Source organism: Phycicoccus sp. DTK01 (genome assembly GCF_017312765.1).
Classification (GTDB): domain Bacteria; phylum Actinomycetota; class Actinomycetes; order Actinomycetales; family Dermatophilaceae; genus Phycicoccus; species Phycicoccus jejuensis.
Genome location: NZ_BOPU01000010.1, coordinates 82,949 through 105,044 on the forward strand (window position 1 = coordinate 82,949; position 22,096 = coordinate 105,044).

Consider the following 22,096-nt stretch of genomic DNA (forward strand, 5'->3'; position numbering starts at 1 on the left):
GCTCAGTAACCCCCGAGGGCGCGAACCGTGGCGAGGGTGTCGACCTCGTCGACCGGCTTGTCGTCGCGGTAGCGCAGGACACGGGCGAACCGCAGCGCGACGCCGCCCGGGTAGCGGGTCGAGCGCTGCACGCCGTCGAGGGCGATCTCGACGACCTGCTCGGGGCGGACCGTCACGACGTACCCGTCGCTCGGCCCGTCGGCGAGCTCGGTGAACCGCTCGGTCTGCCAGCGCAGCATCTCGTCGGTCATCCCCTTGAAGGTCTTGCCGACCATGACGAGCTCGCCGGTCCCGGCATCGCGGGCCCCGAGGTGGATGTTGGACAGCCAGCCGCGCCGGCGGCCGGAGCCCTGCTCGACGGCGAGCACCACGAGATCGAGCGTGTGCGTCGGCTTGACCTTGACCCAGCCGCTCCCCCGGCGACCCGCGGCGTACGGCGCGGCGGCGTCCTTGACGACGACCCCCTCGTGGCCGTCGGCGACCAGCCGCCCGAAGAAGGCGCCGGCCTCGGCGGGGTCGGCCGTCACGAGCCGGGGCACGAGCAGGTGCGGCGCCAGCGCGGCGAGCACCTCGTGCCGCTCGCGGGCCGGCGCGTCGACGAGGTCGCGACCGTCGGCGTGCAGCACGTCGAAGAGGAACGTTGTCAGGGGCACCTCGGCCCGCAGCCGCTCGACGTCGGCCGAGCTCGCGGTGCGCGCCCCGGTCACCTGGAAGGGCGCCGGCCGGCCGTCGTCACCGAGGACGATGGCCTCGCCGTCGAGCACGAGGTCGCCGCCGGGGAGGGCCGCGACCGCCTCGACGACCTCGGGCAGCCGCTCGGTGATCTCGTCGAGGCTGCGGGTGAAGACCGTGACCTCGCCCTCGCGCCGGTGCACCTGGACCCGGATGCCGTCGAGCTTGCCGTCGACGAGCAGCTCGGCCCCGCCGAAGCCCTCGACCGCCTCGTCCGTCGTCTTGGCCGACCCGGCGAGCATCGGGCGCAGCGGCCGCCCCACGACGAGCCCCACCTCCTCGAGGGCCGGCTGCCCGCCCGTGGCGGCGATGCCGGCCACCTCGTGGGCCGAACCGGCGAGCATGACCGCCCGGCGCACGACGGCGTCGGGCACCTCGAAGGCGCGGGCGAGGGCGGCGAGCACGACGCCGTCGAGCGCTCCCTGGCGGAGGTTGCCGGTCATGAGGTCGCGCAGGAACCGCTGCTCGTCGGCGGTCGCCCGGCCGAGGAGCCCGCCCAGCTCGGCCCGGCGGGACGCCGTGGACCCGGCCCCCGCCGTGGCGGCGAGCCGGTCGAACGCGGCGTCGACCCCGGCGACGGTCAGCGTCGGCTCGGCGGCCGGCTCGGGCAGCCGCGACAGCGAGCGGTGGCCGACACCCAGCCGGCGTTGCGGCAGCACGCCGGACAGGAACGCGACGACGGTGCCGACCTCGGCGGCGTCGGCGCGGGCGAGGAGCGCGGCGATGGCCTCGGTCTTCGCGGTGCGCGAGCGCGTGGCCGCGACCTCCTGCGACGTGGCGACGAGCTCGGCCAGCGTGACGTCCATCCGGTCATCCTGCCCGCCGCCACCGACAGGGAGGGCGTCAGCGCGCGAGGCGCATCGGCACGTGCGGGATGCCGTCCTCGACGAACTCGGCGCCGTCGCGCGCGAACCCGAGCCCGGCGTACCAGTGCTCGAGGTGGCTCTGGGCGTCGAGCACGACCGGGCCGCGGGTCGCCGCGAGCACGGCGAGGACCAGCTCGCGCGCCACCCCGGCCCCGCGGGCCGACGCCGCCGTCGCCACCCGGCCGATGCGCAGCACCCCGCCCCCGTCGTCGAGCACCCGCAGCGTCGCCACGACCTCACCCGACCCCGACTCGGACCACCACTGCACGGCGCTCGGCTCGAGGTCACGGCCGTCGAGGTCGGGGTAGAGGCACTCCTGCTCGAGGACGAAGACGTCCTGCCGCAGGCGCATCAGCGCGTAGAGCACCTCGGCGGGCAGGTCACGGGTCGGGGCGGAGCGGACGACGGGCACGCCGTCCACCCTAGGGACCCCCACGACGCACGGACGCGTGTGAGCTCGCCGGGGACGTCCGGCGAGCCCACACGCGTTCGCGGTGGGGGCGGGGTCAACCGCGCGCGACCTCCGCGGCCTCGCTCGGGGTGCCGTCGCCCTCGCCGAGCACCGGCTCGTCCGCCGGCTCGACGGAGAGCGCGAAGTCGTCGCCGTGCAGCGTCGCGCCGGTCACGACGGCCTTCTCGACGGCGGCCACGGCGTACTTGCGCCGGACGACGACGGGGTCCTCGCGCAGGTCCCTGACGAGGGCCCAGGCCAGCCCCACCATGACGAGCGCGAACGGCAGCGCCGCGACGATCGTCAGGTTCTGCAGCCCGGTCAGCGCCGAGTCACCGCCGACCAGCAGCATGACCGCCGCGACGGCGCCGGTCGCGACGCCCCAGAAGACCACGTTCCAGCGGCTCGGCTCCATCGTCCCGCGCTGCGACAGGGTGCCCATGACGATGGAGGCCGCGTCCGCGCCCGAGACGAAGAAGATCGCGACGAGGACCATGACGACGACGGTCGTGAGGCCGGCCAGCGGCATGGTGTCGAGGAGGCCGAACAGCTGCCCCTCGGACGTCGACTGCCCGGCGAGGTCGGTGCCGTTCTGCTGCGCGTGGATGCCCGCGCCGCCGAAGATCGCGAACCACACGAGGCTGACGAGGCTCGGGACGAGCAGCACGCCGGTGACGAACTGGCGGATGGTGCGGCCGCGCGAGATGCGGGCGATGAACATGCCGACGAAGGGCGTCCACGACATCCACCAGGCCCAGTAGAAGACGGTCCAGCCGGACAGCCAGTCGGCCATCCCGTCGCCACCCGCGGCGTCGGTGCGCGCCGACATCATCGCGAGGTCCTGGAAGTACGAGCCGACCGCGGTGGGGACGAGGTCGAGCATGAAGACGGTCGGGCCGACGACGAAGACGAACACGGCGAGGCCGATGGCCAGCACCATGTTGATGTTCGAGAGCCATTGGATGCCCTTGGCGACGCCGGAGACCGCCGAGAGGATGAACGCGACGGTCAGCAGCGCGATGACGCCGACGAGCACGCCGTTGCCGACCGCACCGATACCGGCGACGATCTCGAGGCCGCTGCCGATCTGGAGCGCGCCGAGGCCGAGCGAGGCGGCCGACCCGAAGAGCGTCGCGAAGATCGCGAGCATGTCGATGACGCGGCCGGCGCCACCGGTCGCGCGCTTCTCGCCGATGAGCGGGATGAACGCGGAGGACACCAGCTGCGAGCGCCCCTTGCGGAAGACGCCGTACGCGATGGCGATGCCGACGACGGCGTAGATCGCCCACGGGTGGAGCGTCCAGTGGAAGAGCGTCGTGGCCATCGCGGTCTGCACGGCCTGCGGGTTGCCGGCCTCCCCGGTGCCGGGCGGCGGAGTCACGAAGTGCGACAGCGGCTCGCTGACGCCGTAGAACATCAGGCCGATGCCCATGCCCGCCGAGAACATCATCGCGATCCACGAGACGGTGCGGAACTCGGGCTCCTCGTCGTCGGTACCCAGCGGGATGTCACCGAACCGGCTGACGGCCAGCCAGATGACGAAGGCGACGAACCCCGAGGCGAGCACGACGAACATCCAGCCCATGTTCGTCACGGACCACCCGAGGGCGGAGTCCGACGCCGCCGAGAGCGTGTCCGTGCTGAGGAACCCCCAGGCGACGAAGGCCACGGCGATCGCCGCGACGACGCCGAAGACGACCTTGTCGACGGTCGCACCGCGCGCCGTCTGCTCGACGACGTCGATGCCGAGGACGGGGTGCGGCGCCTCGTCGGCGACCGGGGCGCGGGTGCCGTCGTCGTCGGTGGGCGGTGGGGTGGGCTCGGGGGTGGTACGGATGTCTGTGCTCACGCTCGTGGTGTGTGCCGCGGGGTGCCCGCGGCCCTCCGTTCTCGCTCTGCTCGGGGGTACTCGGTCAGGTCAACCTTTCAACCACACCACCGATGCGCCGCTCGCTCAAACCGGCTCGTGGGCGCGGCGCCGCACGCCGTGCGCGTCGAACCCCTGCTGACCTGCGGGGACGCCGGACCTATTCCCCGGCCCGGCGAGACGGTCGTCACGCCCCGCCGCGGAACCCACGTCCCCCCCGCAGCCGTGGCGCCGCGCTGCGGCTCAGACGGCGAGCCGGTAGCCGATGCCGGGCTCGGTGACGATGTACCGCGGCGCCGACGGGTCCGCCTCGAGCTTGCGGCGCAGCTGGTTGCCGTAGACGCGCAGGTAGTTGGACTCGCGGCCGTACCCCGGCCCCCAGACCGCCCGCAGCAGGTCGGCCTGGGTGACGACGCGGCCGCGGTGGCGCGCGAGCTCGGCGAGCAGCCGCCACTCGGTCGGGGTGAGGTGCACCGGGGAGCCGTCGCGCGTCGCCGACAGCGTCGCGAAGTCGAGCGTGAACGCGTCCGTGACGACCGGACCGACCGCGGCGAGCCCCTCGTCCTCACCGCCGCGCCGCAGCGCCGAGCGCACCCGGGCCATCAGCTCGTCCATCCCGAAGGGCTTGGTCACGTAGTCGTCGGCGCCCTCGTCGAGCGCCTCGACCTTGTCGTCGGACTGGTGGCGCGCCGACAGGACGACGACGGGCACGCGGGAGCGGGCGCGGATGCGCCGCAGCACCTCGACGCCGTCGAGGTCCGGCAGCCCGAGGTCGAGCACGACGAGGTCCGGCGGGGCGTCGGCGACGGTCGTCAGCGCGTCGTGGGCGGTGCCGACCTCCTCGACCTCGTAGCCGCGCGCCCGCAGGTTGATGCGCAGCGTGCGGCGCAGCGTGGGGTCGTCGTCGACGACGAGCACGCGCTGGCTCATCCGGCCTCCTCCTCGCTCGGCAGGTCGACGACCATCGTCAGGCCGCCACCGGGAGTGTCCTCGGCGGTCACCCTGCCACCCATCGCCTCGGCGAGCCCGCGGGCCACGGCGAGGCCGAGCCCGACGCCGTCACCACCCGGTGCGTCGCCGTGCCGCTGGAAGGGCAGGAAGATGCGGTCGCGGTCACCCTCCGGCACACCGGGTCCGGTGTCGACGACGCGGATGTGCACCCGCCCGCCGAGCGCGCTCGTCGTGACCCGCACGCAGCCGGGAGCCGGCTGGTGGCGCAGGGCGTTCTCGACGACGTTGCCGAGCACCCGGTCGAGCAGCCCGGCGTCGGTGTGCACGACGCGTGCCGCGGGGTCGAGGTGCCACTGCACCCGCTCCGGTTCGGCGACGGCGTCGACGACCCCCGGCACGACCTCACCGAGGTCGACGGCCCGCGGGTGGGCGACGAGCGCGCCGGCCTGGAGGCGCGACATGTCGAGGAGGTTGCCGATGAGGGCGTCGAGCCGGTCGGCGGAGTCCTCGATGGCGGCCTCCAGCTCGGCCTCGTCCTCGGGGCTGAAGGTCACCTCGCTCGAGCGCAGGCTGCCGATGGCCGCCTTGATACCGGCGAGCGGTGTGCGCAGGTCGTGGGAGACGGCCGAGAGCAGCGCGGTGCGGGCCGAGTTGTCGCGGGCCAGCGCCGCGGCCTCACCGGCCGAGGCCTGGAGCGAGCGCCGCTGGAGGATGGCGCCCGCGTGCGCCGCGAAGGCCGCGAGCAACCGCTGGCGACCGGCGGGGACGGCGGCCCCGACGAGGACGAGGTCGTGCGCGTCGTCGGCCTCGGCGCGGGGCAGCCCCTCGCGGCGCAGGTCGTCGGGGGTGAGCGAGGCGTCGGTGGCGGCGACCACCTCGGAGCCCGACCGGCCGCGGTGCACGACGGCGGCGGCCTCGGCCCCGAACATCTCCACGGCCCGGGCGAGCAGCAGCGCGAGCTGGTCGGTCGAGCCGAGGAGGGTGTGGCTGAGCTCGGCCAGCGCCGACGCCTCGGCCTGCGCGCGCAGCGCCCGGTCGGCCCGCCGCGCGCTCCGGTGCACCACCCAGGCCACGGCGGCGGCCACGACGACGAACACGAGCAGGGCGACCGCGTTCTGCGGCTGCGAGATCGTCAGGCCACCGGTCGGCGGCGTGAAGAACCAGTTGAGGAAGAGCGACGACGTCAGCGCCCCGACGACCGCCGGGCCCATCCCGCCGAGGAGCGCGGTGAGGACGCTGAGCAGGAGGAACAGCGGCACCGTGAGGGGCAGGTCGGGGTCCTCCGGCAGGCCGACGAGGGCCTCGGTGAGGGCGAAGGGCCCGACCACGGCGAGGGCGTACCCCAGCCGCACCCGCCGCTTCGGCAGCGCGGCCCGTGAGACACGCCGGCCCTTGCCGTGCGCGAAGCGGTGGGTGACGACGTGCACGTCGATGTCGCCCGAGCGGGTGATGACCTCCTCGGTCGTGCTGGGGGACAGCAGGGTCCGCCAGCGAGCGCGCCGCGAGGAGCCGATGACGACCTGGCTCGCGTTGACGCCACGGGCGAAGTCGAGCACCGCCTCGGGCAGGTCGTCGCCCGTCACCGTGTGGAAGGAGCCACCGAGCTCGTCCGTCAGCCGACGCTGGGTCACGAGGTCGGGGAGTGTCGGCCCGGCGAGGCCGTCCGAGCGCGCGACGTGGACCGCCAGCAGCTCGCCGCCGGCGCCGCGGGCCGCGATGCGCGCCGCCCGGCGCAGGAGCACCTCGCCCTCCGGCCCGCCGGACACGGCGACGACCACCCGCTCGCGCGTCGGCCACGTCGCGTCGATGCCGTGGTCGGCGCGGTAGCGGCCGATGCCCTCGTCGACGCGGTCGGCGAGCCAGAGCAGCGCGAGCTCGCGCAGCGCCGAGAGGTTGCCGACCCGGAAGTAGTTGGCCAGCGCGGCGTCGACCTTCTCGGGGGCGTAGACGTTGCCGTGCGCCATCCGGCGGCGCAGTGCCTCGGGCGACATGTCGACGAGCTCGATCTGGTCCGCCGCCCGCACGACGGCGTCCGGCACCGTCTCGCGCTGGACGACGCCGGTGATCGCCGTGACGGCGTCGTTCAGCGACTCCAGGTGCTGGACGTTGACCGTCGAGACGACGTCGATGCCGGCCTCGAGCAGCTCCTCGATGTCCTGCCAGCGCTTCTCGTTCCGCGATCCGGGCGCGTTGGTGTGCGCCAGCTCGTCGACGAGGGCGACCTGCGGCCGCCGCGCCAGCAGGCGGTCGAGGTCCATCTCGTCGAGGGTCGCCCCCCTGTGCCCGACCCGGGCGCGGGGCACGAGCTCGAGGCCCTCGAGCAGCGCCCGGGTGTGCGCCCGCTCGTGGGTCTCGACGAGGCCGACGACGACGTCGGTGCCGCGGTCGAGCCGCCGGTGCCCCTCGTCGAGCATGGCGACGGTCTTGCCGACGCCCGGAGCCGCCCCGAGGTAGATGCGCAGCCGACCGCGTGCCATGACGCCATTCTCACCCGCGGCCGAGGGCGGCGAGCGCGACGTTGAGCTCGAGGACGTTGACGCGCTCCTGCCCGAGGACCCCGCCGAGCGGCGCGGGTCGCACGTGGTCGGCGACCAGGCGCAGCACCTGGGACACGTCGAGGCCACGGGCGGCCGCCACGCGCGGCGCCTGCCAGCGGGCGTACGCCGGCGAGACGTCGGGGTCGAGGCCGCTGGCGGAGGAGGTCAGCGCGTCAGCCGGGATCTCCTGCGGCGCATCCGGGTTGGCGGCGCGCAGGGCCTGCTCGCGCTCGGCGACCGCGGTCGCGAGGTCGGGGTTCGACGGGCCGAGGTTGGAACCACCGCTCGTCTCGCCGGAGGCGTCGGAGGCCGAGGGGCGGCCCTGGAACCACTCGGCGCCGCTCGGCGGCTGGCCGAGGAGGGCCGAGCCGACCTCGCGCCCGCCCACCTCCACCGGCTGGCCGGCCGCGCGGTCGGGCACGAGGAGCCCCACGGCGAGGATCGCGGCCGGGTAGAGGACGCCGCACAGGACGGTGAGGACGAGCAGCGCCTTGAGCGCCGCGGACAGCTGACGGGTCATGGTGGTCACCTCAGAGACCGGGGACGAGCGAGACGACGAGGTCGATGAGCTTGATGCCGACGAACGGCACGACCACCCCACCGAGCCCGAACACGAGCAGGTTGCGACGCAGCATCGCGTGCGCCGACAGGGCGCGGTAGCGGACTCCCTTGAGCGCCAGCGGGATCAGCGCGACGATGACGAGTGCGTTGAAGATGACGGCGCTGAGCATCGCCGACTCCGGGCTGGACAGGCCCATGACGTTGAGCGTCTGCAGGCCGGGGAAGATGCCGACGAACATCGCGGGGATGATCGCGAAGTACTTCGCGACGTCGTTGGCGATCGAGAACGTCGTCAGGGCGCCGCGGGTGATGAGCAGCTGCTTGCCGATGGCGACGACGTCGATGAGCTTCGTCGGGTCGGAGTCGAGGTCGACCATGTTGCCGGCCTCCTTCGCGGCGGACGTGCCGGTGTTCATCGCGACGCCGACGTCGGCCTGTGCGAGCGCCGGCGCGTCGTTGGTGCCGTCGCCGGTCATCGCGACGAGCCGCCCGCCGGACTGCTCCTTCTTGATGAGCGCCATCTTGTCCTCGGGCGTGGCCTCCGCGAGATAGTCGTCGACCCCGGCCTCCTCGGCGATCGCCTTGGCGGTCAGCGGGTTGTCGCCGGTGATCATCACGGTGCGGATGCCCATGGCCCGCAGCTGCTCGAAGCGCTCGCGCATCCCGGGCTTGACGACGTCCTTGAGGTGGACGACGCCGACGACGGTCGGCGCCCCGCCCGGCGCGGCCTCGGCGACGACGAGGGGCGTGCCGCCCGAGGCGCTGATGGCGTCGACGTGCATCTCGAGGTCGCCCCCGACCGTGCCGCCGTTCTCGCGGACCCAGGCGGTGACGGCGCTGCCGGCGCCCTTGCGGACCCGCGTGCCGTCGGGGAGGTCGACACCCGACATCCGCGTCGTCGCGCTGAACTCGACGACCTCGGCGCCGGCGCGACGCAGGGCCACCACGTCGCCGAGCGCGTCGGCGTCGACGCCGTCCTCGACGGTGTACTCGACGATGGAGCGGCCCTCGGGCGTCTCGTCGGCGAGCGAGGAGAGGTACGCGGTGCGGGCCAGGTCGGCGCGCGAGGCGCCGCCGACGGGCACGAGCTCGCTGGCGCGCCGGTTGCCGAAGGTGATCGTGCCGGTCTTGTCGAGCAGCAGGGTGCTGACGTCGCCGGCCGCCTCGACGGCGCGGCCCGACATCGCGAGGACGTTGCGCTGCACGAGCCGGTCCATCCCGGCGATGCCGATGGCCGACAGCAGCGCACCGATCGTCGTCGGGATGAGGCAGACGAGCAGGGCGACGAGGACGACGAGCGAGAGCCGCTGCCCCGAGTAGACCGCCATCGGCTGGATGGCCGCGACGGCGAGGACGAAGATGATCGTCAGCGTCGTCAGGAGGATCGAGAGCGCGATCTCGTTCGGCGTCTTCTGCCGCGAGGCGCCCTCGACGAGCGCGATCATCCGGTCGATGAACGTCTCTCCGGGCTTGCTCGTGATCCGGACGACGACGCGGTCCGAGAGGACCGTCGTGCCACCGGTCACCGCGCAGCGGTCGCCGCCGGACTCGCGGATGACGGGGGCGGACTCGCCGGTGATCGCCGACTCGTCGACCGTCGCGACGCCCTCGACGACGTCGCCGTCGCCGGGGATGACCTGGCCGGCCTCGACGACGACGCGGTCGCCGAGCAGCAGCGCCGTGCCGGAGACCTCCTCGACGGTGCCGTCCTCGCGCAGCCGCCGGGCGACGGTCTCGGTGCGGGTGCGGCGCAGGGTGTCGGCCTGCGCCTTGCCGCGCCCCTCGGCGACGGCCTCCGCGAGGTTGGCGAACAGCACGGTCGCCCACAGCCACACCGTGACCGCGATCGAGAACACCGACGGGTCGAGGACGGAGAGCACCGTCGTGAGGACCGACCCGACCCAGACCACCATGATGACCGGGGTGTGCCAGAGGTGGCGCGGGTCGAGCTTGGCGAACGCCGCGGGCAGGTTCTGCCAGGCGGTGCGCGCGAGGGACGTGGTCATGACAGGGCCTCCGCGATGGGTCCCAGGGCGAGGGACGGGAAGAACGTCAGGCCGGCGACGACGATGACCGTGCCGACGACGAGCGTGGTGAACAGGGGGGTGTGCGTCGGCATGGTCCCGGCGGTGACCGGCCGGCGGCCCTGGGCCGCGAGCGAGCCGGCGAGGCGCAGGACGAGGACGATCGGCACGAAGCGGCCGGCGAACATGCAGAACGCGAGGAGCAGGTTGAGGTAGGGCTGGTCCGCCGAGAGGCCCGCGAACGCCGAGCCGTTGTTGTTGGAGGCGGACGCGACCGCGTACATCAGCTCCGAGAGGCCGTGCGGCCCGTCGTTGGCCCGGGCGTCGAGGGCCGTCGGGAGGACGACCGACAGTCCGGTGCCGAGCAGGACGAGGGCGGGCATCGTCAGGGTGACGAGCGCGGCGCTCGTGATCTCGGTGCGGCCCACCGTCTTCCCGAGCAGCTCGGGGGTGCGCCCGACCATCAGCCCGGCGATGAACACGGCGAGCACGACGACGACGAGGTAGGAGTACAGGCCGGTGCCGACGCCGCCGGGCGAGAGCTCGCCGAGCAGCATGTTGACCAGCGGCACACCGCCGCCGAGCGCGCTGTAGCTGTCGTGCATCGAGTTGACCGCGCCCGTCGAGGTGCCGGTGGTCACCGATGCGAAGAGGCTGGACCACACGATCCCGAAGCGCTGCTCCTTGCCCTCCATCGAGGCGAGCGGACCGGCCGCGGCGTGCGCCTCGGCCCACGTGGCGAGCGCGATGCTGCCGACGAGCAGGGTGCCCATGACGCCGACCGCGACGGCGCCCTGGCGGCGGTCGCCGACCATGAGGCCGTAGGTGTAGGGCAGCGCGAACGGGATGAGGAGGATGAGGACGATCTCGAGGAGGTTGGTCCACGGGCCGGGGTTCTCGAAGGGGTGGGCCGAGTTGGCGTTGAAGAACCCGCCGCCGTTGGTGCCGAGCTCCTTGATGGCCTCCTGCGACGCCACCGGGCCGCCCTGGATCGTCTGCTGGACGCCGGTCAGCGTCTCGATGCTGTGCGGCGAGGCGAGGTTCTGGATGACCCCGCCGAGGAGCAGGAGGACTGCGGCGACGGCGGCGATCGGCAGGAGGATGCGCACGGTCGCGCGGGTCAGGTCGACCCAGAAGTTGCCGAGCCGGTCGGAGTGCCGGCGGGCCAGGCCGCGCAGGAGCGCGACGGCCACGGCGATGCCGGTGGCGGCCGAGACGAAGTTCTGGACGGTGAGGCCGAGCATCTGCACGGCGTGGCCGGCGCCGGACTCGCCGGAGTAGGACTGCCAGTTGGTGTTCGTCGTGAACGAGACGGCCGTGTTGAGCGCGGTGTCCCAGTGCATCGAGCGGCCGAGGTTCCACGGCAGCAGGCCCTGGCCGAGGATCAGGAGGAAGAGCAGCGCGACCGAGGCGACGGCGAAGGCCAGCACCGAGCCGGCGTAGCCCTGCCAGCGCTGCTCGGTGCGGGGGTCGACCCCGACGAGCCGGTAGACGACGCGTTCGACGCGCCAGTCGCGCTCGTCGGTGAAGACGCGGTGCATCCAGGCGCCGAGGGGGACGTGGGTCGCGGCGAGGATCGCGGCGACGAGGAGGACGGCGGTGGCCGTCTGGAGGGCGATGGACATGGTGCGGCGCCCCTCAGTACCGGTCGGGGCGCACGAGCGCGTCGAGGAGGTAGCCGAGGAGGAGCAGGCCGATGACGCCTGCGAGGAGGTCTTCCCACATGCGGCCCACCACACCAGCGGGCCGCCGCCGCACCTCGCGCGGTGACGCGGCGCTGACGGCCTCTTGACGCCATCCTGACGCCCCTCGCCCGACCCGGCGGCCGAGCGCACGGCATCCGGGGTCGAGTGCGCAAGTGGCAGCCAGGGCTACCGCGAGCGCCCTCGACCCCGCAGCACCCCGAATCGAGTGCGGAAGTGGCAGCCAGGGCTACCGCGAGCGCCCTCGACCCCGCAGGACCCGGCTCAGCGGGCGCGGAACTCCGGGCGGCGCTTGCCGACGAACGCGGCCGCGCCCTCGCGGTGGTCGGCCGTGGTCGCGAGCGTCCGCTGGCCGGCGTCCTCGCGGGCCAGCGCGCCCTCGAGGTCGAGCGTGGCGGCGTTGACGGCGGCCTTGGTCTCGCCGAGCGCGAGCGTCGCCCCCGCGGCGAAGGCGGCGAGCAGCTCCTCGGCCCGGACGGCGAACCCGTCGGCCGGCACGGACTCGGCGACGAGGCCCCACTGCGCGGCGGTGCGGCCGGGCAGCGCCTCGCCGGTCAGCGCGAGCCGCATCGCCCGTGCCCGGCCCACGGCGGCGGCGACGAGCGCGGTCGAACCACCGTCCGGCATGAGCCCGATCCGGCTGAACGCGAGGACGAACGGCGCCTCGTCAGCGGCGAGCACGTAGTCGCAGGCGAGCGCCATCGGCACCCCGATGCCGGCCGCCACCCCGTGGACGAGCGCGACGACCGGCGTCCGCGACCCGACGATCGCCCGGACGAGGTCGGCGCCGGCGTCGAGCACGCCCATCTGCGCGCCCTCGGCGGTCAGGGGTGCGCCGGAGCAGAACCCGCGCCCCTCGCCGGTCAGCGCGACGACGCGCACGTCGGGGTCGGCGTCGAAGCGGCGCACGGCCTCGGTCACGGCGGCGCACATCTCGGGGTCGACGGCGTTGAGCCGCTCCGGGGCGTCGAGGGTGATCCGTCCGATGGCCCCGTCCGCCTCCACGCGGACCCGTGCGCTGCTCATCCCGCCATCCAACCGCACCCTGCGCGACCCCGCAGCGGCGGCGGGTGATGGACTTGTGCCCGTGACCGGACTCCAGCCCGTCCCCCTGACCCCCGACCTCGTGCACGGCGCCGTCGAGCTCGAGACGAGCGACGGCGGCCTGCGCCCGCACCGGCTGCCGGCCTGGGCCCGCGCCCAGAACGCCGACCCGATGCTCGCGATCAACGAGGGCCAGCCGGCGGGTGTGCGCCTCGTGCTGCGGACCACCGCCACGGCCGTCGAGCTCGACGCGGTCGTCACCCGGCGGGCGCTGACCGGCGCCCCGGCACGGCCGGAGGGCCAGGTCGACCTCGTCGTCGACGGCGAGGTGAAGGACGGCGCCGTCGTGCCGAACGGCGACCTGCTGACCACCGACATGACGACCGGCGCCACGACCCTCGTCGAGGGCGGCGCCGGCACCGTGCGCTTCCCGCTGCCCGCCGGCGAGAAGACCGTCGAGCTGTGGCTGCCGCACCAGGAAGGCGTCGAGCTCGTGGCCCTCCGTGCGGACGCCCCCGTCACCGCCGTGCCGCGCGACGGCCGCCCCCGCTGGGTCCACCACGGCAGCTCGATCAGCCACGGCAGCAACGCGGTCCGCCCCACCGGCACCTGGCCCGTCGTCGCCGCCCGCACCGCCGGGCTCGACCTCGTCAACCTGGGCTTCGGCGGCTCGGCCGTCCTCGACCCGTTCGTCGCCCGCACGATGCGCGACCTCGACGCCGACCTGCTGAGCCTCAAGGTCGGCATCAACATCGTCGGGGGCGACCTGATGCGCCGCCGCGTCCTCGGGCCGGCGCTCCACGGGTTCCTCGACACGGTCCGCGAGGGCCACCCGACCACCCCGTTGCTCGTCGTGACGCCGGTTCTCTGCCCGATCCACGAGGAGACCCCCGGCCCCGGCTCGGTCGACGTCGAGGCGCTGCGCGAGGGCCGGCTCGTCTTCACCGCCACCGGCGACCCCGCCGAGGTACCGGCCGGCCGGCTCACCCTGCGCACGGTCCGCGAGGAGCTCGCGCGCGTCGTCGAGCAGCGCCGGGCGGACGACCCGAACCTCCACCTCGTCGACGGCCTCGCGATGTACGGCCCGGACGACGTCGCCGCCCACCCGCTGCCGGACGCCCTGCACCCCGACGAGGAGACGCACGGGCTGATGGGAGAGCGGTTCGCGCGCACCGTCTTCGCCGGCGGCGGCCCCTTCCCCACCACCTGACGGCCCGTCCTCCCCGCGACCTGCGGGGTTCCGGGTGCGGTCGCGCCGAGACCCGCGCAGGTCGCGCGGAGAAGACGGCCGGTCAGGCCTGGACGACCGCCCCGGACGCGATCAGCTCCTCGACCTCGTCGGCCCCGAACCCGTGCGCCAGCAGCTGCTCGCGCGTGTGCTGCCCCGGCACCGGCTCGGGCCCGGGCGTGCCGAGCGGCGTCCCCGACAGCCGCGGCGCCGGCCGCGGCACCGGCGAGCCATCGGGCCCGGGCACGAACGACCCACGCGCCGCGTGGTGCGGGTGCCGGTGCGCCTCCTCGAGCGAGAGCACCGGGGCGACGCACGCGTCCGAACCCTCGAAGTGCGCCGCCCACTCGTCGCGGGTCCGCTGCGCGAAGGCCGTCTCGAACGCCGAGCGCTGCTCCGCCCAGGTCGTGGGGTCGTACTGGTCCCCCTCGACCGACACCCCGAGCAGCCGTAGCAGCTCGCGCCAGAACTGCGGCTCGAGCGCCCCCACCGCGACGAACCGGCCGTCGGCACAGGCGTACACGTCGTAGAAGGGCGCACCGCCGTCGAGGACGTTCGACCGGCGCCGGTCCGTCCACTCGCCCGCTCCGAGCATCGTGTGGACGAGCGTCAGCAGGTGCGCGGCGCCGTCGACCATCGCCGCGTCGACGACCTGCCCGTGCCCCGTCGCCCCCCGGGAGACGAGCGCCGCCAGCACGCCGGACACGAGGTACATCGCCCCACCGGCGAAGTCGGCGAGCACCGGCACCGGCGCGACCGGCCGCTCGGCGCCGCCCATCGCGTGCAGCGTCCCGGACAGCGCGGCGTACGTGATGTCGTGGCCCGCGCGCGGCGCCCACGGCCCCTCCTGCCCCCAGCCGGTCATCCGGCCGACGACGAGGCGCGGGTTGTCCGCCAGCAGGTCGTCGGGCGCGAGCCCGAGCCGCTCGAGCACTCCCGGCCGGAACCCCTCGACCAGCACGTCGGCCCCGGCGACGAGCCGCCGGACGGCGGCCACGCCGTCCGGGTGCTTGAGGTCGACGGCGATGCTCGGCCGCGAGCGCCGCAGCCCGCCCGAGGCGTCGACGTCGCTCGGGGCGCCGGGCCGGTCGACCCGCACGACGTCGGCCCCCATCTCGGCGAGGACCATCGCCGCGAACGGCGCCGGCCCGATGCCGCCGAGCTCGACGACGCGGACGCCGGCGAGCGGGCCGGCGGCGACGGACGACCCCGCGCTCACCGGGCGGCGGGGACGAGCTCGCGCAGACCGGGCAGGACCTGCTCGGTGAAGGTGCGCAGGAACCGCTCCTGGTCGTGGCCGGGGCCGTGGACGACGAGGTGGTCGAACCCGAGGTCGGTGTAGAACCGCATCGTCTCGACGACCTCCTCGGGGCGGGAGGCGACGATCCAGCGCTTGGCGACCTGCTCGATCGGCAGCTCGTCGGCGGCGCGCTCCATCTCCTCCGGGGAGTGGATGGAGTGCTTCTGCTCGGCCGAGAGCGACAGCGGCGCCCAGAAGCGGCAGTTCTCCAGCGCCTTCTCGGGGTCGGGGTCGTAGGAGACCTTGACCTCGATCATCCGGTCGATCTCGGCGTGGTCGCGCCCGGCCTTGTCCATCCCCTCGTCGACCGAGGGCACGAGCTGGTCGCGGTAGAGCTCCTCGCCCTTGCCGGAGGTGCAGATGAACCCGTCGCCGTGCCGGCCGGCGTACCGGGCGACCATCGGGCCCCCGGCGGCGATGTAGACCGGCACGGGGGTGTCCGGGCGGTCGTAGATGGCGGCGTCCTCGGTGCGGTAGTACTCGCCCTCGAAGGTCACCCGCGGCTCGGTCCACAGCTGCCGCATCAGCGTGACGGCCTCGCGCAGCCGCCCGAAGCGCTCCTTGAACTCGGGCCACTCGCCCTCGGCGACCGACCCGACGGCGATCTCGTTGAGGGCCTCGCCGGTGCCGACGCCGAGCATCACGCGCCCCGGCGCGAGGCAGGCCAGCGTCGCGAAGGTCTGCGCGACGACCGGCGGGTTGTAGCGGAAGGTCGGCGTCATCACCGAGGTCCCGACCATGACCCGCTCGGTGCGCGCCAGCACCCACGACATCCACGCGAGCGAGTTCGGCGCGTGCCCGCCCTCGAGCCGCCACGGCTGGAAGTGGTCCGAGATGGTCACCGAGTCCAGCCCGAGCTCCTCCGCCAGCACCGCGTACCCCGCGAGCTCACCCGGCGCGAACTGCTCCGCCGACGCCTTGTACCCGACCCTGATGCCCTGCGCTGCGCTCATGTCGCCATCCTGCTACACCCGGCGCGCGGGCGGACCGGTCGGCGGCGCGGCGCCCTGTCGACGCCGGCCACCGGACCCCCCGTCCGGTGCGGACCGACCCCCTCCGACCGGTCCGCACCCCCCTGACGACGAGTCCCGCGCCGCCACCCCCTGCCGACGCGGGAGCCGCCGCGCCCGGTCCCCCCCGGGTGCAGCGACGGGACCAGCGTGACCGCGGGCGCTACGACGGCGCTGCGAATCCGCTGCGAAGCTCTCGCCGGGGCCGCAGGTGCGGTCACTCGGGACCGGTGAACAGCTCCAGCGCGATGTTGTCCGGGTCGCGGAAGGACAGGCCGACGCCGTAGCCGGCCCGCTTGACGCCGCCGTGCTCGACGCCGAGCTCGTCGAGGCGGGCCTGCCACTGCTCGAGCTCGGCCACGGACCCGACGGCGAACCCGACGTGGTCCAGGCCGGTGCGCTCCTCGTCGAAGGCGTCGCCCGACTCGCGGCCCTGGTGGGTGTGCAACCCGAAGAGCTGGCCACCCTCGAGGACGAACACGGTGTGGTGGAAGCGACCGCCCTCCTCGTCCTCGTCGAGGACCGGGTCGGCCCCGAAGAGGACGGAGTACCAGCGGGTGCTGCGCTCGAGGTCGGTGACGGTGATCGCGACGTGCTGCAGACCGGGGAAGGCCATGTCGGCTCCTTTGCCGTGTGCCGTGGGGCGTGGGGCGTACTGGCCGCCCCGCGCCGGGCGCGTCGACGGCCTCCGTCCGGTCTACCAGCGCCCGGCCGCCCCCACCCCGTCCGGCCGGACGGGCCGAGGACGGGACGACGGCCGTCGTCGCGCGGTCGCGCGGTCTACCGTGGCCGCATGCCCCCCACCGACCTCGTCGACCTCGCGGGCCACGAGCAGGTCGTCTTCTGCTCCGACCCCGCCACCGGGCTGCGCGCCGTCATCGCGCTGCACTCGACCGCCCTCGGGCCGGCCCTCGGCGGCACCCGCTTCCACCCCTACCCGTCGATGGACGCCGCCGTCGCCGACGTCCTGCGCCTGTCCCGGGCGATGTCGAGCAAGAACGCGCTGGCCGGCCTCGACCACGGCGGCGGCAAGGCGGTGGTCATCGGCGACCCGCACCGCGACAAGACCCCCGAGCTGCTGCGCGCCTACGGGCGCTTCGTCGAGTCGCTCGACGGCCGCTACGTGACCGCCTGCGACGTCGGTACCTACGTCGCCGACATGGACGTCGTCGCCGAGGAGACCCGCTGGGCCACCGGTCGCTCCCCCGAGCGCGGCGGCGCCGGCGACTCCTCGCTGCTCACCGCCCTCGGGGTCTTCGAGGGAATGCGCGCCGCCGCCGAGCACGTCTGGGGCGAGCCGACCCTCGCCGGGCGGCGCGTCGGCATCGCCGGCACCGGCAAGGTCGGGGCGCGCCTCACCGAGCACCTGCTCGAGGACGGGGCGGAGGTCGTCGTCACCGACGTCGACTCCGCCGCGGTCGAGCGCCTCCTGGTGCGGCACCCGGAGGTCACCGTCGTCGCCGACGCCGAGGAGCTCGCGCGCACCGACCTCGACGTCTTCAGCCCCAACGCGCTGGGCGCCGCCCTCGACGACGTCACCGTCGAGGCGCTGCGGGCCCGCGTCGTCTGCGGCGGCGCGAACAACCAGCTCGCGACCCACGAGACCGCGGACCGGCTGGCGGCCCGGGGCATCACCTACGCCCCGGACTTCCTCGTCAACGCGGGTGGGGTCATCCAGGTCAGCGACGAGCTCCACGGCTTCGACCTCGAGCGGGCCCGGGCCCGGACGCGGACGATCTTCGAGGCCACCCGCGAGGTGCTGCGGACCGCCGACGCCGAGGGCGTGACGCCCGCCGTGGCCGCCGACCGGCTCGCCGAGCGGCGCATCGCCGGCGGCGGCCGGACCCCGTGGCTGCGGCGCGGGGACACGCCGCCGTCCCGCTGACCGGACACCCTGCCCACCCGGTCGCGTGCGGTCGGTCCGGTCACCGTCACGCCCCCGGGCCATGTATCGTTGGCAGCACGATATGCACACCATTCCCGGAGCCGCCCCGCGGAGCTGGATGACCCTCCTCGAGGGCCATCGGACCTGTGGTGCCGCCCCGGCAGATTCACGAGGGGGTCACGCCATGGGGCGCGGCCGGGCCAAAGCCAAGCAGACCAAGGTTGCTCGCGAGCTGAAGTACTTCAGCCCCGACACCGACCTGTCGGCGCTTGAGCGTGAACTGCACACCCAGAGCCACACCGGCGACACCGCCGATGAGCGCGACTGGGAGGACGACGACGGGCAGTGGGTCTCCGGGCGGCGTTGACGCCGCCCTCCCCCTCCCTCCCCCCGGTGCCGTGAGGCGTCGCTGACGGCGGTGTGCCGTGCGCCGTCGGCGCGTCGACGGTCTGCCATGCTCGCTCCATGAGCGAGACCAGCGCAGCCGAGACCCGGCGCCTCGGCGTCGAGACGACCGGCATCGAGATCATCGACGAGGCCGAGCGCACCGCGTCGCCCCGCGACCTCTTCTGGCCGTGGTTCGCGGCCAACGTGTCGGTGTTCGGCATCTCCTACGCCGCGTTCGTCCTCGGCTTCGGCATCTCCGTCGGCCAGGGCGTCCTCGTCGCGGTCCTCGGCATCGTCGTGTCGTTCCTGCTCTGCGGGGTCGTCGCCATCGCCGGCAAGCGCGGGTCGGCCCCGACGATGATCCTGTCGCGCGCGTCCTTCGGGGTGACCGGGCAGAAGGTGCCCGGTGTCATCTCGTGGCTGACGTCGATCGGCTGGGAGACCTTCCTCGCGATCACCGCCGTGCTCGCGACCGCGACGGTCTTCGAGCGCCTCGGCCTCGGCGGCGGCACGGTGACGAAGGTCGTCGCGGCGGTGGTCGTCGCGCTGCTCATCGTCAGCGCCTCGGTCGCCGGCTACCACGTCATCATGCGGCTGCAGTCGGTGCTCACCTGGGTCACCGGCGCCGTGACCGTCATGTTCGTCGTCATCGTGCTCGTGCAGGGCACCATCGACTGGAGCAAGGTCTCGGCCGTGCCGTCCGGCCCGGCGGGCGCCGTCGTCGGCGCCTTCGTCATGGTGATGACCGGCTTCGGCCTCGGCTGGATCAACATCGCCGCCGACTGGTCGCGCTACCAGCGCCGCGACGCCTCGGACCGCGCGGTCGTCCTGTGGAACACGGTCGGCGGGTCCGTCGCGCCCGTGCTGCTCGTCGGCTTCGGCCTGCTCGTCGCCGCCTCCGACCCCGACGTCGCGGCCGGCATCGGCAGCGACCCGATCGGCGCGCTCGCCGGCATCCTCCCGACGTGGTTCCTCGTGCCGTTCCTCGTCGCGGTCATCCTCTCGCTGGTGTCCGGCGCGGTCCTCGGCATCTACTCCTCGGGCCTGACGCTGCTCTCGCTCGGGGTCAAGGTCCCGCGGCCGGCCGCGGCGCTCGTCGACGGCGTCATCCTCACGCTGGGCACGTTCTTCGTCGTCTTCGTCGCGCAGGACTTCCTCGGGCCGTTCCAGTCCTTCCTCATCACCCTCGGCGTGCCGCTCGCGGCGTGGGCCGGCATCTTCATCGCCGACCTCGTGATGCGCCGCCGCGACTACGACTGGGGCCCCGACGGCGCCGACGCCCTCTTCGACCCGCGCGGCCGCTACGGCGCGTGGGACTGGGTCTCGGTCGGGACGATGGTCGTCGCCTCCGTGCTCGGGTGGGGCCTGGTCGTCAACAACTTCGCGGTCGACGCCGCCTGGAACAACTGGCAGGGCTACCTCCTCGAGCCGCTGGGGCTCGGCACCTACGTCACGCAGGGCGAGGGCGCCCCGTACTGGGACGGCACCTGGCCCTACGCGAACATCGGCGTCATCCTCGCGTTCGTCATCGGCTTCGGGGTGACGCTCCTCGCGCGCCGTGCCGCGGTCCGCCGGCAGGAGCGGGGCGCCGAGACCCCGGCGGCCGCACCGGCCGCCCGATGACGTCCGACGGGCACTGGCTCGTCGTCGTCGACCCCCAGGTCGTCTTCGCCGACCCCGGCACCTCGCCGTGGGGGTCGCCGATGTTCGCCGCCGCCGTGGGCCGGATGCGTCAGCTCGCCGAGCGGTTCGGGCCGGAGCGCACGGTCGTCACGCGGTTCGTCGCCGACCCCTCGCTCGGCGGGTCGTGGGGGCCGTACTACGACGAGTGGCCGTTCGCCCTCGTCCCCGACGGCGACCCGCTGTACGCCGTCGTGCCGGAGCTCGAGGGCCTCGCCGGCACCGTCGTGACCGCCGGGACCTTCGGCAAGTGGCCGGTCCTGCGCGACGTCGTCGGCGTCGACGCCCGGGTGACGGTGGCCGGGGTGGCGACGGACTGCTGCGTCGTCTCGACGGTCCTGCCGATGGCCGACGCCGGCGTCACGGTCGAGGTCGTCGCGGACGCGTGCGCCGGCTCGACCCCCGAGAACCACGCCCGGGCCCTCGCGGCGATGGCCCTCTTCGCCCCCCAGGTCACCGTCACCTGACCCCGCCTCTTCCCCACTGATTGCGAGTTCCGCCGCCCGACGCGCCCGTGGACGGCGTGTCGGGCGGCGGAACTCGCAAGAAGTCGGAGGGAAGTCCCGGTTGGGGTTGACCCGGGGATGGGTGAGTCCTGACCGAATCCTTGACCCCGGCAGACCCCCGCCCGACCGCCCGACCGGCAGGGTCGTCCACCGTGACCCGACACCAAACCCGACGGCGCGCGCTGCCCACGGCCCTCGCGCTCGCCTCCGCCCTCGTCGTCCTCCTCGGCCTGACCGCCCCCGCGTCGCAGGCGGCGACCCCGCTGACCGTCGCCCAGGCCGTGGCGACCCAGGACGGCGCCTCCCACACGGTCCGCGGCTACGTGGTGGGCCAGCCGACGGCGACCTCGACCGTCGTGCGCTCGGCCTTCCCCAACGACTACGCCCTCGCGATCGCCGACACCGCGTCCGAGACCTCGACGTCGAAGATGCTCTTCGTCCAGCTGCCGAGCGCCCTGCGCTCGCAGTGGGGCCTGAAGACCAACCCGAGCCTCATGGGCCGGCAGGTCGACGTGACCGGCACCCTCGCCGCGTACTTCTCGCACCCGGGGATGACCGGCACGACCGCGGTCGCGACCGCCGGCACCGGGGGTGGCGGCACCGGCGGGGGGACGGGTGGTGGCACCGGGGGCACCGGTGACTACGACGGCACCTACTACGCCCCGGCCGTCGGCAAGACCGGGTCGGCGCTCAAGACGGCGCTGCACGGCATCATCGACGACCAGACGAAGCTCACCTACGACCAGGTGTGGACCGCCCTCAAGGACACCGACGAGGACCCGAACAACACCAACAACGTCGTCGAGATCTACTCGGGGCGATCGATCGCCAAGTCCGACAACGGTGGCGGCGTCGACCAGTGGAACCGCGAGCACGTCTGGGCCAAGTCGCACGGCGACTTCGGGACGGCGACCGGCCCGGGCACGGACGTGCACCACCTGCGCCCCGAGGACGTCACGGTCAACTCCACCCGCGGCAACCTCGACTTCGACGACGGCGGCAGTGCGGTCGCGCAGTGCACCGGCTGCCTCTCGGACTCCGACTCCTTCGAGCCCCGCGACGCGGTCAAGGGTGACGTCGCCCGGATGATCTTCTACATGGCGGTCCGCTACGAGGGCGACGACGGCTGGGCGAACCTCGAGATGAACAACTCCGTCGGCAACGGCAGCGCCCCGAACATCGGCAGACTCTCGGTGCTCCTCCAGTGGAACGCCCAGGACCCGGTCGACGCCTTCGAGATGCGCCGCAACGACCGCATCTACACGACGTGGCAGCACAACCGGAACCCGTTCGTCGACCACCCGGAGTGGGCCACGGCCATCTGGGGCTGACCCGCCCGGGGCCGCTCTCCCCCACCACCCCCA

At 74.1% G+C, this 22,096-nt stretch carries 19 protein-coding genes; 6 read left to right on the forward strand and 13 right to left on the reverse strand.

Annotation, left to right across the window (positions count from 1 at the left end; translation table 11 throughout):
- Window positions 1-2 precede the first annotated feature (2 nt).
- The 10 genes from J3473_RS17085 to J3473_RS17130 form a co-directional block, all read right to left on the reverse strand.
- Entirely contained in the window at window positions 3-1,538 is a 1,536-nt protein-coding gene (locus J3473_RS17085) for an ATP-dependent DNA ligase (protein ID WP_207025068.1), read from the reverse strand.
- Between the two features lie 37 nt (window positions 1,539-1,575).
- Complete coding sequence (locus tag J3473_RS17090) at window positions 1,576-2,010, reverse strand: GNAT family N-acetyltransferase (RefSeq protein ID WP_242525940.1); 435 nt, start codon at window positions 2,008-2,010, stop codon at window positions 1,576-1,578.
- Between the two features lie 94 nt (window positions 2,011-2,104).
- Entirely contained in the window at window positions 2,105-3,793 is a 1,689-nt protein-coding gene (locus J3473_RS17095; RefSeq protein ID WP_242525944.1) for a BCCT family transporter, read from the reverse strand.
- Window positions 3,794-4,159: 366 nt separating this feature from the next.
- Window positions 4,160-4,846: a response regulator transcription factor gene (locus tag J3473_RS17100; RefSeq protein WP_207025069.1), complete on the reverse strand. Its 687-nt coding sequence runs from the start codon at window positions 4,844-4,846 to the stop codon at window positions 4,160-4,162.
- Entirely contained in the window at window positions 4,843-7,344 is a 2,502-nt protein-coding gene (locus J3473_RS17105; protein WP_207025070.1) for an ATP-binding protein, read from the reverse strand. The genes J3473_RS17100 and J3473_RS17105 overlap by 4 nt, the downstream gene beginning before the upstream one ends.
- 10 nt (window positions 7,345-7,354) lie before the next feature.
- Entirely contained in the window at window positions 7,355-7,924 is a 570-nt protein-coding gene (gene kdpC / locus J3473_RS17110) for a potassium-transporting ATPase subunit KdpC (RefSeq protein ID WP_030526923.1), read from the reverse strand.
- Window positions 7,925-7,934: 10 nt separating this feature from the next.
- Complete coding sequence (kdpB, locus tag J3473_RS17115) at window positions 7,935-9,971, reverse strand: potassium-transporting ATPase subunit KdpB (RefSeq protein ID WP_207025071.1); 2,037 nt, start codon at window positions 9,969-9,971, stop codon at window positions 7,935-7,937.
- Window positions 9,968-11,614: a potassium-transporting ATPase subunit KdpA gene (kdpA, locus tag J3473_RS17120; protein ID WP_207025072.1), complete on the reverse strand. Its 1,647-nt coding sequence runs from the start codon at window positions 11,612-11,614 to the stop codon at window positions 9,968-9,970. The genes kdpB and kdpA overlap by 4 nt, the downstream gene beginning before the upstream one ends.
- 13 nt (window positions 11,615-11,627) lie before the next feature.
- On the reverse strand, window positions 11,628-11,714 hold the full coding sequence (locus J3473_RS17125) for a potassium-transporting ATPase subunit F (RefSeq protein ID WP_084696573.1): 87 nt from the start codon (window positions 11,712-11,714) through the stop codon (window positions 11,628-11,630).
- 242 nt (window positions 11,715-11,956) lie between these two features.
- Window positions 11,957-12,718, reverse strand: coding sequence for an enoyl-CoA hydratase-related protein (locus tag J3473_RS17130; RefSeq protein WP_207025074.1), 762 nt, complete (start codon window positions 12,716-12,718; stop codon window positions 11,957-11,959).
- A 61-nt stretch (window positions 12,719-12,779) separates the two neighbouring features.
- Here J3473_RS17130 and J3473_RS17135 point away from each other — a divergent pair, with 61 nt between their 5' ends.
- Window positions 12,780-13,946, forward strand: a complete 1,167-nt coding sequence (locus J3473_RS17135; RefSeq protein ID WP_242525941.1) for an SGNH/GDSL hydrolase family protein — start codon at window positions 12,780-12,782, stop codon at window positions 13,944-13,946.
- Window positions 13,947-14,028: 82 nt separating this feature from the next.
- Here J3473_RS17135 and J3473_RS17140 read toward each other — a convergent pair whose 3' ends face one another.
- The 3 genes from J3473_RS17140 to J3473_RS17150 form a co-directional block, all read right to left on the reverse strand.
- Complete coding sequence (locus J3473_RS17140; RefSeq protein WP_207025076.1) at window positions 14,029-15,183, reverse strand: CaiB/BaiF CoA-transferase family protein; 1,155 nt, start codon at window positions 15,181-15,183, stop codon at window positions 14,029-14,031.
- Complete coding sequence (gene fgd, locus J3473_RS17145) at window positions 15,180-16,217, reverse strand: glucose-6-phosphate dehydrogenase (coenzyme-F420) (protein WP_030526929.1); 1,038 nt, start codon at window positions 16,215-16,217, stop codon at window positions 15,180-15,182. The genes J3473_RS17140 and fgd overlap by 4 nt, the downstream gene beginning before the upstream one ends.
- A gap of 274 nt (window positions 16,218-16,491) precedes the next feature.
- Window positions 16,492-16,890: a VOC family protein gene (locus tag J3473_RS17150; RefSeq protein WP_207025077.1), complete on the reverse strand. Its 399-nt coding sequence runs from the start codon at window positions 16,888-16,890 to the stop codon at window positions 16,492-16,494.
- Window positions 16,891-17,067: 177 nt separating this feature from the next.
- Between J3473_RS17150 and J3473_RS17155 the strand changes: the two genes are divergently transcribed.
- The 5 genes from J3473_RS17155 (at window position 17,068) to J3473_RS17175 (ending at window position 22,063) form a co-directional block, all read left to right on the forward strand.
- Window positions 17,068-18,159, forward strand: coding sequence for a Glu/Leu/Phe/Val dehydrogenase (locus tag J3473_RS17155; protein WP_207025078.1), 1,092 nt, complete (start codon window positions 17,068-17,070; stop codon window positions 18,157-18,159).
- A gap of 184 nt (window positions 18,160-18,343) precedes the next feature.
- The gene (locus tag J3473_RS17160) at window positions 18,344-18,526 is read left to right on the forward strand and encodes a DUF3073 domain-containing protein (RefSeq protein ID WP_030526932.1); all 183 of its coding nucleotides are present in this window, start codon (window positions 18,344-18,346) and stop codon (window positions 18,524-18,526) included.
- 98 nt (window positions 18,527-18,624) lie between these two features.
- Complete coding sequence (locus tag J3473_RS17165) at window positions 18,625-20,169, forward strand: cytosine permease (RefSeq protein WP_030526933.1); 1,545 nt, start codon at window positions 18,625-18,627, stop codon at window positions 20,167-20,169.
- Window positions 20,166-20,693, forward strand: a complete 528-nt coding sequence (locus J3473_RS17170) for a cysteine hydrolase family protein (RefSeq protein ID WP_207025079.1) — start codon at window positions 20,166-20,168, stop codon at window positions 20,691-20,693. Before J3473_RS17165 ends, J3473_RS17170 begins: the two co-directional genes overlap by 4 nt.
- A gap of 191 nt (window positions 20,694-20,884) precedes the next feature.
- Window positions 20,885-22,063 (forward strand): endonuclease, encoded by a 1,179-nt coding sequence (locus J3473_RS17175; protein ID WP_207025080.1) that lies wholly within the window; start codon window positions 20,885-20,887, stop codon window positions 22,061-22,063.
- The last annotated feature ends 33 nt before the right edge of the window (window positions 22,064-22,096 follow it).